The sequence below is a fragment of the Nonomuraea sp. NPDC048892 genome, assembly GCF_040649735.1.
In the GTDB taxonomy this organism is placed as follows: Bacteria; Actinomycetota; Actinomycetes; order Streptosporangiales; family Streptosporangiaceae; genus Nonomuraea; species Nonomuraea maheshkhaliensis.
This window is the reverse complement of the sequence record NZ_JBEZFZ010000002.1, coordinates 380,039-394,124: the sequence shown is the minus strand read 5'-3', so window position 1 is coordinate 394,124 and position 14,086 is coordinate 380,039. Positions and strand designations below refer to the sequence as shown.

Annotated in this window: 11 protein-coding genes; 5 read left to right on the top strand and 6 right to left on the bottom strand. The window is 72.7% G+C overall.

Going from position 1 to position 14,086, the window contains the following annotated elements:
- Positions 1-89: 89 nt before the first annotated feature.
- A complete protein-coding gene (locus AB0C28_RS07265) occupies positions 90-1,670 on the bottom strand; it encodes an alpha/beta fold hydrolase (protein WP_358073362.1) in 1,581 nt (526 codons plus the stop codon).
- 303 nt (positions 1,671-1,973) lie between these two features.
- Between AB0C28_RS07265 and AB0C28_RS07260 the strand changes: the two genes are divergently transcribed.
- Positions 1,974-2,954, top strand: coding sequence for an acetylxylan esterase (locus tag AB0C28_RS07260; RefSeq protein ID WP_358073361.1), 981 nt, complete (start codon positions 1,974-1,976; stop codon positions 2,952-2,954).
- 136 nt (positions 2,955-3,090) lie between these two features.
- On the opposite strand, the gene AB0C28_RS07255 is transcribed toward AB0C28_RS07260, so the two are convergent.
- The 3 genes from AB0C28_RS07255 to AB0C28_RS07245 form a co-directional block, all read right to left on the bottom strand.
- Complete coding sequence (locus tag AB0C28_RS07255) at positions 3,091-3,378, bottom strand: Fe-S cluster assembly protein HesB (protein WP_346106929.1); 288 nt, start codon at positions 3,376-3,378, stop codon at positions 3,091-3,093.
- Positions 3,379-3,564: 186 nt separating this feature from the next.
- Entirely contained in the window at positions 3,565-7,620 is a 4,056-nt protein-coding gene (locus tag AB0C28_RS07250; protein WP_358073360.1) for a hypothetical protein, read from the bottom strand.
- A 227-nt stretch (positions 7,621-7,847) separates the two neighbouring features.
- Positions 7,848-8,801 (bottom strand): NAD(P)-dependent alcohol dehydrogenase, encoded by a 954-nt coding sequence (locus AB0C28_RS07245; RefSeq protein WP_358073590.1) that lies wholly within the window; start codon positions 8,799-8,801, stop codon positions 7,848-7,850.
- A 99-nt stretch (positions 8,802-8,900) separates the two neighbouring features.
- Between AB0C28_RS07245 and AB0C28_RS07240 the strand changes: the two genes are divergently transcribed.
- The gene (locus AB0C28_RS07240) at positions 8,901-9,746 is read left to right on the top strand and encodes a helix-turn-helix domain-containing protein (RefSeq protein ID WP_358073359.1); all 846 of its coding nucleotides are present in this window, start codon (positions 8,901-8,903) and stop codon (positions 9,744-9,746) included.
- A 125-nt stretch (positions 9,747-9,871) separates the two neighbouring features.
- Here AB0C28_RS07240 and AB0C28_RS07235 read toward each other — a convergent pair whose 3' ends face one another.
- A complete protein-coding gene (locus AB0C28_RS07235; RefSeq protein ID WP_357841686.1) occupies positions 9,872-10,390 on the bottom strand; it encodes a hypothetical protein in 519 nt (172 codons plus the stop codon).
- A gap of 175 nt (positions 10,391-10,565) precedes the next feature.
- Positions 10,566-11,450 carry an aldo/keto reductase gene (locus AB0C28_RS07230; RefSeq protein WP_358073589.1) on the bottom strand — a complete coding sequence of 295 codons (885 nt, stop codon included), beginning with the start codon at positions 11,448-11,450 and terminating at the stop codon, positions 10,566-10,568.
- Positions 11,451-11,548: 98 nt separating this feature from the next.
- Between AB0C28_RS07230 and AB0C28_RS07225 the strand changes: the two genes are divergently transcribed.
- The 3 genes from AB0C28_RS07225 (at position 11,549) to AB0C28_RS07215 (ending at position 14,026) form a co-directional block, all read left to right on the top strand.
- A complete protein-coding gene (locus AB0C28_RS07225; protein WP_358073358.1) occupies positions 11,549-12,367 on the top strand; it encodes an SDR family NAD(P)-dependent oxidoreductase in 819 nt (272 codons plus the stop codon).
- Positions 12,368-12,512: 145 nt separating this feature from the next.
- Complete coding sequence (locus tag AB0C28_RS07220) at positions 12,513-13,058, top strand: GNAT family N-acetyltransferase (RefSeq protein ID WP_357841680.1); 546 nt, start codon at positions 12,513-12,515, stop codon at positions 13,056-13,058.
- Positions 13,059-13,264: 206 nt separating this feature from the next.
- Complete coding sequence (locus tag AB0C28_RS07215) at positions 13,265-14,026, top strand: SDR family NAD(P)-dependent oxidoreductase (RefSeq protein ID WP_358073357.1); 762 nt, start codon at positions 13,265-13,267, stop codon at positions 14,024-14,026.
- The last annotated feature ends 60 nt before the right edge of the window (positions 14,027-14,086 follow it).

Below are 14,086 nucleotides of genomic sequence, written 5' to 3'. Positions count from 1 at the left end.
ACGGTCGGAAGCACCCCGGCATTGCGGCCGAGGTGGCGCGTCCACGCCGCTCGCCGTCACCGTCACCCGGATCTGGACCCGGTGTTTCCTCAGGCGGGGCCGCGGTAGTCCGTGGGCGGGCCTTCGGCTTCGTAGGTGTCCACCGGCCGGTCCGTGAGGAAGGCCCGGAGGAGACCGAGATAGGCGGTACCGCGCCCGGGGAAGCCCTCGTCGCCGGCGGCGTAGGCGAAGCGCGCGTCGGGGAGGGCACTCCGGTAGTCGGTGGCATCCGCCCAGCTCTGCGCATCACAGGGACCCTTGACGATGAGCACGGGCGCCTCCACCGCGCTCAACCCTCGCCGGACGGACGCAGGCACTGTCCTCCCGGCCAGCGCGACATACCCGCCATACCCGGCAGGAGCGGCATCGGTCTCGGGAACGCGCACGGCGGCATCGCTTCCGGCACGGGGCGAAACAGCACCGGCCCCGGGACCGAGCGCAACGACGTCCTCTCCAGAACGCGGCGAAGCGGCGCTCCCAGCCGCCCTAAGCCTGAGCCCCGTGACACCGGCCCCCTCCTGCCCGAAACCCACCGCCCCCGGACCGGAATCCGCCGCTCCAGAGCCCTCCGACCGGGAGCTCGTCGCACCGAAACCCGTCATCCCCGAGCCGCCCTCTCCAAGTCCGGCCACCCCTGGACCTGCCATCCCCGGACCCGCCGCCCCGGAACCAACCGCTCCTGAGCCGACCGCCCTTCCATCGGAGGATGGGCAGGGAGGTGGGGTTTGGTGGCGGAGGAGAGTGAGGTGGGTGGCGAGTTCTCGGTCGCCGGCGAAAGCGTGGGCGGCGACCGGGTCGACCCGCAGCAAGGTGGACACGGCGAGCGTGCGCGGATCCGGGACCGCTCCCGGGCCCAGCAGGATGGCCGAGGCTCGCGGCCGGTCACCAGCGCGCCCAGCCGGCAGGCCGGTGAGGCCCGCCGGGGAGTACAGGACGGTTCTGGCCACCCGGGCCGGGTGCTGTGCCAGGTAGGCCGCCGCCAGCTGGGCGCCGTAGTCGCGGGCGACGAGGTTCAGCCGTTCGGCCCCGATGGCCAGGCGGACGGCCTCCAGGTCGGCGACGTCGCGGGTCAGCCCGTACCCACGGGGATCGGCCAGCCGTCCCGAACGGCCGGCGCCGAGCTGGTCGTAGACGTAGACCCGGAACCCGTCGGCCGCCAGTTTGCCCAGGAACGCCGAGTCGCCGGCCAGGTCGCCCACTCCGGGGCCGCCGTGCAGGAACACCACCGGTTCCGGCCGGGTGACCCGCCGGGGCGAGACCCGTACGTACGCCAGCCGCGACCCCGTCTCCAGCCGCCACTCGCGCTGCCCGGCCACCTTCGCGGGCGTGGCGGGGACGGCGGACGGGCGCAGCGTGGCCGCGGAGACCTGCCAGACCACGGCCGCCTCGACGCCGAGCAGCACCACGGCACGTGCCCAGCGGCCCCAGCCGGCCGCCGGCCTGGGCACGCACAGCAGCAGCCCCAGGAAGAACACCGAGGCGAACACCGCCAGCCCGGTCACCGCGAACACCTGGGGCCGCGCTCCCACCATGGCCGTCCCGGCGAGCGCGGCCAGCCCCAGGACCGGCGAGAGCGCCAGCACCACGACGCCCGCCACCGCCCGCCCGGCCAACCTGCCGAAAGAAGCCACGAAGGGGACGTTAGCCCACGTTCCCCACCAGGGTCGGAAAAACCCCAGGAAGCACCCGCCACCAACGCCCGGGACGAAGGACAAGCAGGGTTGGAGGGAGCAGCCGACGCTCGGAACGGAGAGAGGCTGGGAGCGGGATCGGGGTCAGAGGAGGTGGGAGTACGCAACCTCGGCAACATGCTCAGTCACGTGCCGACGTCTACCCAGATATCACGCTTTCAGCGGAAGCGGATGGCGGGATAGCGCTTTCCGGCGCTATGGGATGAAATGGCAGCATCCTTATCTACAGGCTGGAGTACCACCGTGCCACTGTTCGACCTGCCGCTCGACCAGCTCCGCAGCTACCTCCCCGACCGTGACGAGCCCGCCGACTTCGACGCGTTCTGGTCCGCCACCCTGGCCGAGGCCAGGGAGTTCGACCTGGCCGCCGAGTACGTCCCCTACGACCTGCCGTTCACCGGCGTGGACGTGTACGACGTGTCGTTCGCCGGCTGGGGCGGCCACCGGATCTGCGGCTGGTTCCTGCTGCCGCGCGGCGCGGAGGGGCCGGTGCCGTGTGTGATGCACTACATCGGCTACAGCGGCGGGCGTGGTTTCCCGAAGGATCATCTGATGTGGCCCGCCGCGGGGTACGCGGTGTTCGTCATGGAGACCCGCGGCCACGGCGGCGCGAACGTCGGCAGCCCCGGAGCCACCGGCGACCCCCACGGCAGCGCCGGGCCGCAGGCCCCCGGCATGATGACCCGCGGCATCCTGGACCCGGAGGACTACTACTACCGGCGCGTGTTCACCGACGCCGTCAGGGCGATCGACGCGGCGGCGGAGCATCCGGCCGTGGACGTCTCCCGCATCGTGACGTCGGGCGGCAGCCAGGGCGGGGCCATCTCGCAGGCGGCGGCCGCGCTGCACCCGGGCGTCAAGGCGGCGCTGATCGACGTGCCGTTCCTGTCGCACTTCCGGCGGGCGGTCGAGATCACGGGGCGCGACCCGTACCAGGAGCTGGTCCGTTATCTGTCCACCCGGCGCGACACCGCCGACCAGGTCTTCCGCACGCTGAGCTACTTCGACGGGGTCAACTTCGCCGCCCGCGGCACCGTGCCCGCGTTGTACTCGGTGGCGCTGATGGACGACATCTGCCCACCGTCCACGGTGTTCGCCGCCTACAACCACTGGCAGGGCCCCAAGGAAATCACGGTGTGGCCGTGGAACAACCATGAGGGCGGCGGCGGCTACCAGTCGGAGGAGCAGCTGCGCTACCTGCACAAGCTTCTCAACGACGGCTGAGGCCGGTAAAGCGGCTGAAAGCCTCCGAAAGCCTCTGAAAGCGGCTGAGCGGAGTCCCCGCCGCGCCCGTGCGCCCCGCCGCGCCGCAGCCCGCGTGGGCCGCGGCACGGCGGGCTGGGGCACGGCGGGAGCCGCGTCAGGCGGTCTGCTCGGTCACCAGGAAGGAGACACTCCCCTGGTCGTCGGCTCCCGCGTCGAGGGCCTTGTCGTCCAGTACGGTCGCCGCCACCGGGTCGAGGTAGACCCGAGCGCCTCCCGCCTCGACCACCGCGTCGGCCGGTTCGGGGGCGGTGGCCAGGGTCAGGGTGAGCGAACTCGCGCCCTCTCCCTGCGACGAGATGCGGATCCCGCTCTGCGAGGGCTCCGGCGCGGTCGCGGTCAGGTCACGGATCGCCTGGGCGGCGTTTTCGGTCAGGGTGAGCACTACGGCTCCTCCTCACGTTCGACGTTCTTTGAAGTTGCCTGCCCTTCCCTCGACTCGGCGCCCTAACCCTTCTTGACTGAATTCTTTTCCCACTGTTCCGCGTGTCGCGGGCCTTGCACAAGATCGCGCACACAGCGCAGTGCCGCGGTCCCGTCGTACGGGACCGCGGCGAGGGAGCGGCTGGAATTACCGGGCGTCGGACCTCTTGCCGGTCTTGGAGTCGGCGCTGGGGCCGCAGGAGCCGGCCTTCGTGCTCGCCACCTTCCACTCAGAGCCCGGGAACGGGCTCATGAAGTGCGTCAGCAGGTCAACCGCGTAGTCGGGCACCTGCCCACCCGGATCCAGCATGGAGACCATCTGCGGCCCGTCGGCGCCGCGCAGCGTGATCGTGTTGGCGCCGGTGCCGGCCGCGAAGCCGGGTTTGGCGTCCACGGCCACGCAGGCCAGGCTGATCCCGGCCGCCTTGATCTCCTGCTTGGCCCCGATCCTGCGCATGCGCTGGTCGTAGCGGCGCAGGGCGAGCGAGGTGGTGGGTCCGATCCTGACCGCTTCGCGGAAGACGTCGTCGCCGACCTCCCTGCTCAGCTTGACGTCGAGCTTGACGTCGGGCCGCAGGTTGACGCCCTTCGCGGAGATCTTGACGGTGCCGTAGTTCCCCTCGAAGCCGGGGGCGAGGTAGCCGACGGCCGCGGGCGCCTTCACGCCGAAGGGCACCTTGCCCGGCCTGATCCGCAGCCAGGACACGCGCCTGATGCTCACCCCGACGTCCTCGATCGAGCTCTTCGCGAGCCCGAACTTCCCGCCGATGTGGTAGGTGAGAAAGCCCTTGGTGTACGGGAGCTCCTTGCTCACCGCGATGCCCTGCGGGGCGACCGCGTCCATGGTGAGCCCGGCGCGCAGCGTGATGCGGCCCGTGGGGACCGGCCTGGAGACCAGGTCGAGCGTGTGATCGGGGTTGAGCCTGACCGTGGTGTCAGCGGCCAGGTCCTTGACCGCGAACGCCACGTCGCCCAGCCGCCCCGACGGGTCCACCAGGCCGCCCTCCACGCCGAAGTAGCCGTCGAGCGTGCTGGCGCCGCCCTCCGCCTTGTACGTGACGGCCGGCACCTTCAGCCCGGCGGACGAGGCGTCGGCGTCCACGCCGAAGACGGCGGGCACGTCGCCGAAGCGCAGTTCCCCGGTGCCCTTGCCGGGCAGGGTGACCTTGGCGGTGAGATGCTTGACGGCGGCGGAGTTGCTCACGCGGATGCGGGTCTTGGCCCCGTACGTCCCCTGAAGTGCCACCTGCGCCGGCACCGGGTCGACGGCGACGTGGCCGCGCAGCCCGGCCGCCTCGGCGTGCAGGTCGAGGGAGCCGAGCGTGGCGGGCGGCTCGATCCGGTACGCGGCCTGCACGGTGTTGCCCTGCCCCACCCCGAACGGCCCGATCGCCATCGAGGTGATCTCGGCGGGCAGTCCGGTCAGGGTGGCCCTGGCCTTGATCGGCACGGGCGACAGGACACTGCTGGACAGGTAGACGCCGAGGTCGGGCCGCTTGGGCCGGAACCCGGAGAACGCCAGCGTGCGACCGGTCAGGTCCACCGTGACCTGGTCGGGCAGGCCGGTCACGTCCACGTACCCCTGCAGGCCGAAGCAGCCGCGCTGGGCCACGCAGAACGGACCCTGCGCGCAGCCGGGCGATCCGGCGGCGCAGCCGCCGTCCACCAGCGACACGCCGCCGGGCACGGCGGGCGCGGCCTGCATGCGGGCGAGCGCGGCCTTCTTGCCGAGCCAGGCGCGGGCGCGGACGTCCAGGCGCGAGCCCGCGTAGGTGAGCTTGCCGTCGGCCGAGGTGACGGACAGGCGTCCGGGCACGGGACCGACCGTGCCGATGAGGCCGAAGCGATCGTCGCCCCGGACGAGGTCGGCGTCCACGGCGAGGATCTGCTTGGCCGAGCGGAAGTCGGCGCTGAACCCCTGCTCGGCCGGGCTGAACTCGACGTGCGAGAGCCCGTTGACCAGGACGCTGGCGTCGAGGTCGCCCGTGCTCTGGTCGTAGTGGGCCGCCAGGTGCGGCCCGGTCGGCGCCTTGGCGCCGTCGTGGTTGGTGAACGCCAGCTCGGCCGTCTCGACCGGCCCCGACAGGCCGCGGAAGCGGTAGCCGGCCGGGTCCCATGAGGCGTCGAATCTGGCGGGCACGCCGCTGACCTCGGCGGCGGCCCTGGCGTACCGGTCGCCCAGCTTGACCCTGGCCAGCGCCGACACCTTGGCGACGGGGGCGTCGGAGGTCCAGGTCAGGGTCCTGGCCTTGGTGTCGGCGACGAGTTCCGCGCGCTTGCTGACGCCTTCGACGGTGGCGGTCAGGTCCTCGCCGCCCACCCGCGTCACGTGCGCTTTATTGGCATAAATCGCCATCGTGGCGAGCTTCGAGGACGTGCTCACCTTGACCGTCGAACGCTCGCCCAGCTCCCACGACGCCTTCACGTCGTCGCGCACGCCGTTCAGGGTGCCGTCGATGGTGGGGCCCGACTTGAGGTTCGTGTACGTGGCCCGCACCCGCTTGATCGGGCCGCTGGCCTGGTACTCCGCCTTCCTGGCCGACGGGTCGAGCATCACGTCCACGTCCCCGGGCGTGTTGCTGATCTCCAGACCCGCCACATGGGTGCGGTCGATGACGGCCGCGCCGACGAACGAGCTCCCGCTGGCGTTCGTCTTCAGGTGGGCGTGCGGCGCGGACCCGTACGTGACGTCGAACCCGGACAGCCCGGACACCAGCCCCGACACGCCGATGGCGGAGCCGTCCTTGATCATGGTGACGTGGCCGCCGCGTGGGGTGGCGACGGCGCCCCCGTTGCGCTGCAGCACGGCGGAGAACCTGCCGATGGGCGAGCTGGACGACTGGGTGATCTGGTGCCGCTCGGGGTCGTTGACCAGGCGCGCCCTGGCGGGCAGCTCGCTCAGCTCCGCCTTGAGCACGGTCTTGGCGGCGGCCCGGTCGTAGAAGAGCATGCTCGCCGCACCGGCGCCCGCGCGGCCCGCGCCCGCCGCGACGGCCAGGCTCTGCTTGCCGCCCGCGGCCACGTACTTGGCGGTGAAGGTGCGCGGGACGCGCTGGAGCTCGGCCTTGACCACCCGGTTCAACTGGCCGTCGCGGTAGTCGAGGTCGTCGACCCGGGCGTGGGCGATGGGGGTGGGACTGGTGAAGCGGACCTCGCCGTGCGCCAGCCGTACCTTCGCGCTGGTGCCCATGCGGTCGAGCACGGCGTGGGTGAGGCGGGCGCCGCGCACGGCGACCGCCTCCAGCTTGGCGGGCGCGGAGGCGGCGACGTCCAGGGCGCGTGTGTCGAGGGCGGCGTTCACGGTGAGCCGGGTGGTGGCCGGGGTCTGGCGCATGCTCACGGCGCTGCGGCCGGTCAGGCCGGCGACCATGGCCGCGGACTGTCCCGGCTCCTTGCGCTCGACGACCGCCTTGACCCGCTTGCCGGTCGAGTCCATCGTGAACGTGCCCTTGTCGGAGGCCGACAGCGAGGTGCCGCGGCGCAGGCCGTCGAACCCGACCGAGACCTTGCCGTCGTACTCGGCCCAGACCTGCGCCTTGAGGTTCTCGTCGCCGAGCCGCTTGACCGCGAACCGCAGCCCGAAGGAGCCCCCGCCGAAATCGGCGGAGGGCACCAGGTCGGCGGCCAGGTCGGGCTTGCTGTCGCCGGTCACGTCGGCGGCCACCGGGATGCCGACCGGCTGCCTGATCGAGCAGGAGACGGGCACCGCCTCGCTCTCGACGCAGAGCCGGTAGGTCAGCCCCGGCACGGCCTGCCCGAGCCCTTCGAACGACTTGGCGATCACCGCCAGGGGCTTGATCAGCCCCAGCGTCGCGGCCTGGGAGGTGTCCGGCAGGATGTCGCCCGGATCGGGCGCCTGCTTACCGAACCCCTGTTCTTCCTGGACGGCGGTGGCGGCCGCGGTGATCTCGTTGACGAGCCCCGGGCCGGCCGGCGTGGTCACCTCGGGCGTGGCGGGGCCCACCCCGCCGTTCGCGGCGGGGCGCAGCGCGAGTGAAGCCTGCTGCGGCACCGTGACGACGGCGGGAGCCGGCTCCCGGACGGCGGGCACGGGCCGCACCTTCTGGGTGGAGGCGGCCTGCGCCCGTACAGGCTGAGCATGTGCCGGTACGGGCCCGGCCTGCGCTCCGGCCGGCGGCAGGGCCACGAGGGCGGCGCCGGCGATCGTCGTCGAAGCGAGCACGCGCAGGAGGGCGTGCGGCATGTAGCGTTCTCCCCCGGACCTGGTTAATTCATCCCATCAGAAACATAGGTCACGAGACGACCATACTTCCTCACTTTCCGTCAAACTGCTTCCGACATGGGACTCCAATTTTCTGGTGGAAGGGATGTTTCGCCGCAGGTGGGGCGTCTCGGGCGCCGCTGCCGGGCGCGGCGTAGGTTTTGGACGGGGCTGAGGTCAGGGATCGGAGGTCCGGACGGGGCGGCGGATCAGACGATCCGGACGACGATCTTGCCGCGTACTCCCCCGGCCTCCAGCGCCCGGTGCGCGCCGGCGATGTCGGCGAGCGGGTGGACCGCGTGCACGAGCGGGCGGAGCGCGCCCTCCTCGACGTAACGGGTCAGCGCGGCGAAGTCGCGGTGGGTGGGGTCGCCACTGAAGAAGCGCACCCGCCGGGAGCCGAACACGGCGGAGGCCAGCACGTACGACAGCGACGCCACAGGCCGGCCGAGGTCGAAGGCGATGGCCACCATGCGCCCGCCCGGCGTCAGGAGACGGCGGAACGGCTCCTGCGCCACGCCCTTGGTGTCCATGACGACGTCGAACGGGCCCAGATCGGCCGGGCCGGTGACCGCGTAGTCGTGGGCCTCGTCGGCGCCGATCTCGCGGACGAAGTCCAGTGTCCTGGCCGAGGCCAGCGCGGTGACGTGGGCGCCGAAGTGCTTGCCCAGCTGGACCGCGGCGCTCCCGACGCCGCCGGCCCCGCCGATCACCAGCAGCCGCTCGCCGGGACGCAGCCGGGCCTTGTCGCGCAGGGCCGTGATCGCGGTCGTGGCCACGGGCAGGGCCGCGGCCTCGACCAGGTCGATGCCGGACGGAACGAGGGAGAGCTGACGCGGGCGCACGGCCAGGTACTCGGCGGCGCTGCCGAAGGTGCGCGACAGCGCGCCCCAGACCCGGTCGCCGACGGCGGGGCCCGGCTGCCGCGAGCGCGCGGCGACGACCTCGCCGGCGAAGTCGATGCCCACGGTCTTGGGGAACCCGCGCTGCATCAGGTCCGTCAGCATCCGCAGTTTGCCCGCGCGGCCGTGCAGCTCACCGCCGTTCACGCTGATGGCGTGCACCTTGACGAGCACTTCACCGGGGGCGGGGGACGGCATGGGGCGCCTGCCCTCGTAGAGCACCTCAGGGGGGCCGTACCTGTCGTAGAGGGCCGCGCGCATCTCGTCCACTGTGTCTTTCGTCCTCTCTGCCGGAATCGTCATCAGTGACGCTAACGCGGCAAACGGACGGGGTGCTCCACTTAAGCTAATGTGAGAAACATGCCTGCTCATCCCTCTCGGATAGCGCCCGACACCCTCCCGCCCACGACAGCCGGCGACCACCACGGCCCGCGCCCCGCCGTACCGGATGAGCCGCGCGCGGCCGTACCCGAAGGGGATCGGCCGGCCGGGCTTCCCACGGCCAGTCCGGGAGGGGATCGGCTGGCTGAGCTGCGCGCGGCCGTGCAGGCCGATCTACGCGTGCCGCCGCAGGACGGGCCTGACGCCGACCTGCGGGCCGACGCGCGGCACAACCGCGAGCGGATCCTCGGCGCGGCGCGGGAGGCGTTCGCCACGCGCGGGCTTGACGTGCCGATGGCGGCCATCGCGCGGCGGGCGGGCGTCGGCGTGGCGACGCTCTACCGGCGCTTCCCCTCACGCGAGTCGCTGGTCGTCGAGGTCTTCGCCGACCAGCTCACGGCCTGCGCGTCCACCGTGGACGACGCGCTCGCCGACCCCGACCCGTGGCGGGGCTTCACCACGGCGATCGAGGAGATCTGCGCGATGCAGCTCGCCGACCGGGGGTTCGCCGCGGCGTTCATGACGACGTTCCCCACGGCGACCGACTACGAGCACACGCGGGCGCACGCCGAACGGCGCTTCGCCGAGCTGGTACGGCGGGCCAAGGAGGCCGGGCGGCTGCGGGCCGACTTCGACCCGGCCGATCTGGTCCTGCTGCTCAAGGCCGTCTGCGGCGTCACCGTCGACGCCGGCGAGGCCGCGGCGGCCTCGTCGCGCAGGCTGGTGGCCTACCTGCTGCAGTCCTTCGAGGCCGGCCACACCGCCCCCTTGCCACCCCCGCCCCCGCTCGACCTCGGCCACCTGCACCCGGCCGCATCCCACTGATTCCTCCCCCGCGCACCGCGTCGCGGGACGGCACGTCCGGGGCGGCGAGTCCGGGGCATCGTGGGGGTGAAGTCGAGCCCGCGCGGCAGGAGAAGTGGTCAGCGGGGTGGATGCTTCTCTGGAGGTCAGCCGCCCAGCGACCGCAGGGCCTGGGCGATGCCGTCGCCGGAGCCGGCCGCGATCACGTTGCCGTCGCGGTCGCGGGCGATGGCGGTGATCCCGTCGCGGACGTCGCGGGCCAGCGTGATCGTGGCGTCCTCGGCCAGCAGCCGCTCGGCCACCGGCGGCCTCGACCCGGGCTTGCCGAGCAGGCGCCTGGCCGCGATCAGCGCGACGACCGGGGTGCGGTGGCGGGTCAGCAGCACGGGCTCGTCGTGCGGCCCGACGGCCTGGCGGACGAGCTCGCCCAGCTTGGACCGGGCGGCCGACAGCGACAGCACCGGCAGCCCGCTGAGCACCCCGGACAGGTTCGACAGCGGGACCAGTGCGGCCCACTCCCAGCGTTCGCGCGTGATGAGGACGGTCGAGCCGTTGGTGGCGGCGTCCACGAGCGAGCCCCACCGGCCGCGGGCCTCCTCCACGCCGACGGGGGCGCCGAAGCGCGCCTCCAGGTCCTCGTACGGGGGCCGATCCGAGTTGATCATCGCCGAATCGTAAGCCGCCTTACAGGAATTTTGCAAGCCGCCTTACATTTCGGCGCCACTATGGGACGGTCGGGCCGAGCTCAGGAGAGGGGCCGGACTCATAAAAGCGGGCCCATGAAAGCGGGCCCGTGAAAGCGGGCCCGTGAACGTGGGGCCCCGTAAGTGAGGTGGCCGTTCAGTGGAGGCGGTCCAGGGCTGCCAGGTCGTCGGGGGTGAGCTCCACACGGGCCGCGTCCAGGTTCTCCTCCAGATGGGCGAGCGATCCTGTGCCGGGCGTCGGCAGGGTGACGGGCGAGACGTGCAAAAGCCACGCCAGCGCCACCTGCCCCGCACTCACCCCATGCCGCCGCGCCACCTCCCCCAGCACCGCCGATCCCGGCACCGCCCCCGCCGGTGCCACCTCCCCCGGCGCCGTGTCGTCGGCGGTCAGGGTGCCGTTCCCGAGGGGGAACCACGGCAGGAAGGCCGGCCCGCGTTCCTCGCACAGCCGCAGCACCGGCTCGGACTCCCGGTCGAGCACGTTGTAGCGGTTCTGGACGGAGGCGATCTCGGTGATCTCCAGGGCCTGCTCCAGTTCGCCCGCCGTGACCGTGTCGAGCCCGATGTGCCGGATCTTGCCCTCCCGCCGCAGCTCGGCCAGCGTGCCGAGCTGATCCGCGAGTGGCACCGCGGGGTCGAGCCGGTGGAGCTGGTACAGGTCGATGGTCTCGGTCCGCAGGCGGCGCAGGCTCGCCTCGCACATGGCGCGCAGCCGTTCCGGCCGCCCGTCGACGTGCCAGACGTTCGGTCCCGTACGAACGACGCCGCCCTTGGTCGCCACCACCACGCCCTCCCGGTACGGGTGCAGCGCCCGGGCGACCAGCTCCTCCGCCAGCGACGGCCCGTAGTTGTCGGCCGTGTCGACCAGGGTCACCCCGCGCTCGACGGCGCGGCGCAGCACGGCCACCGCCTCGGCAGGCTCCATTCTGGGCCCCCAGTAGCCGTGCCCGGTGAGCCGGCCGGTGCCGTACCCGAGCCGCCGCACCCGCAGTTCGCCCCCGATGGTGAACTCCTGACCGATCACGGTTCCCCCTTCGTCAGCCGTGGCTCGCCATGACCTCGGTGGACGCGGGCCCGATCGGAGAGAGTAGCGTCCCACACAGGTGATGGGAGGTGGGCATGAGGCCCATGGAACAGCGGACGATCCTCGTCACGGGCGCGACCGACGGCCTCGGGCGGGGGCTGGCCGCCGACCTCGCGGGCCGGGGCGCGACCGTGCTCGTGCACGGCCGCGACGACGAGCGCGGGCGGGCCACGATGGCGGAGATCAGGGCCGGCGTCCCGGGGGCGCGGCTGCACTGGTACCGCGCGGACCTGTCCTCGCTCGACCAGGTACGCGAGCTGGCCGCCGCCGTCGCCGCGGAGCACGAAGGGCTCGACACGCTGGTCAACAACGCGGGGATCGGCACCACCGTGCCCGGCGGCGAGGCGCGCCAGGAGAGCGCCGACGGCCACGAGTTGCGTTTCGCGGTCAACTATCTGGCGGGCTTCCTGCTCACCAGGCTGCTGCTGCCGGTGCTGCGGGCGGCGGCGCCGTCCAGGATCGTCAACGTCAGCAGCCTGGGGCAGGAGCCGATCGACTTCGGCGACGTGATGCTGCGCGAGGGATACAGCGGCGCGCGCGCCTACCGGCAGAGCAAGCTGGCGCAGGTGATGTTCACCGTGGACCTGGCCGAGGAGCTGGAGGGCACGGGGGTCACCGCGAACGCGCTGCATCCGGCGACGTACATGCCGACCAAGATGGTGCTCGCGTCGCCCCTGAGCGAGCTGCGCGAGGGGGTCGAGGCGACCTCGCGGCTGGTGACCGACCCGGAGCTGGACGAGGTGTCGGGAGGCTTCTTCGACGGGACGCGGTCCGCGCGGGCGATGCGGCAGGCGTACGACCCGGAGGCGCGGGCCAGGCTGCGCGAGTTGTCGCGCGAGCTCACGGGCGTCTGACGGGCACCTGACCTCGACGGGGTGCCCGGGACGCGCCCCGCTCCGGGCGCCTGACCTCGGCCGGTGCCCGGAGACGCGCCCCGGCCTCGACCGGCGGCGGAAAAGCGTTCGAGCGGCGCCGGTCGCCTCGGCTAGCCTGCCGCCGGTGCACGTGTATCTGGAGACCGAGCGGCTGATCCTGCGCCGCTTCACCGAGTCCGACGCCGACGACCTGTTCGCCCTGAACAACGATCCCGACGTGATGCGCTACCTCAACGGCGGCGCGCCGACGCCGCGGGTGGTGATCGAGGAGCGCACCCTGCCGCGCCTCATCGCGGGCGGGTTCTACGCCGCCCTGGAGAAGCCGGCGGGGCGCTTCCTCGGCTGGTTCCACCTGCGGACGGTCGAGGGCCGGCCGCCGGACGAGCTGGAGCTGGGTTACCGGCTGCGCAAGGAGGCATGGGGGCGGGGGTTCGCGACCGAGGGCTCGATCGCGTTGATCGCCAAGGCGTTCACCGAGCTGGGCGCCGGTCGGGTGTTCGCCCAGACGATGGCGGTCAACCTCGGGTCACGGCGGGTGATGGAGAAGTGCGGGCTGCGTTACGTGCGTACGTTCCACCCGGACTGGCCCGATCCCATCGAGGGCTCGGAGCAGGGCGAGGTGGAGTACGAGCTGCTGCGCTCCGACTGGGAGGCCGCGCACGGCGCCTGAGCCGCGCGCCCGAATGGCGCTGGAGCCGAGGGACCGCACGGCTGACCCGGCCGGCTGAACTGCCTGGCCGGCCCACCCGGCTGGGCCGACCCACCGGGGCGACCCATCGGGGCGACCCATCGGGGCGCCCGGCGCGTTGGCGACGCGCCCATCTGATCGGCGACCCAACCTGGTGCACTGGTCGGACCAGTCGCTAGGGTGCCTGTATGGGATATGACGCGCTGTTCCGCCTGGACGGGCGGCGGGCCGTGGTGATCGGGGCAGGAAGCGGGATCGGCAGGGAGTCCGCGCTGGCGCTGGCCGCCCACGGGGCCTCCGTGGTGTGCGCGGACCGGAACCTGGAGGCCGCGAAGGAGACCGCCGACGGCTGCGGCGGGGACGCCCGGCTGGTCGACGTGCTGGACACCGAGGCGGTGCGCGCGCTGGCCGCGGAGCAGCCGGCCGACGTGCTCGTGTTCACGGCGGCCACCAATGTGCGCAAGCGGCTGCTCGACTACACCGGCGAGGAGTTCGACCGGGTGGTGGGGCTGAACCTGCGGGCCTCGTTCGACGTGGTGCGCGCGTTCGGGGCGGGCATGGTCGAGCGGGGACGCGGCTCGATCATCGGCTTCGCCTCGATCAGGGCCTCGGTCACCGAGCCGGGCCAGAGCGTCTACTCGGCCACCAAGGCCGGGCTGGTGCAGTTGCTGCGCACGGCCGCGGCCGAGTTCGGGCCGCACGGGGTACGGGTCAACGCCATCGCGCCCGGCGTGGTGGAGACGCCGCTGACCCGGCAGATCCAGGACGATCCCGCCTGGTACGCGGCGTACTCGGACAAGTCACCCCTCGGCCGGTGGGCCAGGGCGGACGAGATGGCCGGCGCGGTGGTCTACCTGGCGAGCGAGGCGGCCAGCTTCGTCACCGGCTCCGTCCTGTACGTGGACGGCGGCTGGACCGCCGTGGACGGCCGCTTCGACCCACCCAACTGACCACCTGCCGGCCCACTGCCCACCGGCTGACCGCTTCCCGGCCCGCCCGCCCGGCCACCT

Coding starts and splice junctions, on each gene's coding strand:
- AB0C28_RS07240 (WP_358073359.1), top strand. CDS start 8,901: ATGCCTGCTCATCCCTCTCGGATAGCGCCCGACACCCTCCCGCCCACG.
- AB0C28_RS07225 (WP_358073358.1), top strand. CDS start 11,549: ATGAGGCCCATGGAACAGCGGACGATCCTCGTCACGGGCGCGACCGAC.
- AB0C28_RS07250 (WP_358073360.1), bottom strand. CDS start 7,620: ATGCCGCACGCCCTCCTGCGCGTGCTCGCTTCGACGACGATCGCCGGC.
- AB0C28_RS07235 (WP_357841686.1), bottom strand. CDS start 10,390: ATGATCAACTCGGATCGGCCCCCGTACGAGGACCTGGAGGCGCGCTTC.
- AB0C28_RS07215 (WP_358073357.1), top strand. CDS start 13,265: ATGGGATATGACGCGCTGTTCCGCCTGGACGGGCGGCGGGCCGTGGTG.
- AB0C28_RS07245 (WP_358073590.1), bottom strand. CDS start 8,801: ATGCGCGCGGCCCTCTACGACAGGTACGGCCCCCCTGAGGTGCTCTAC.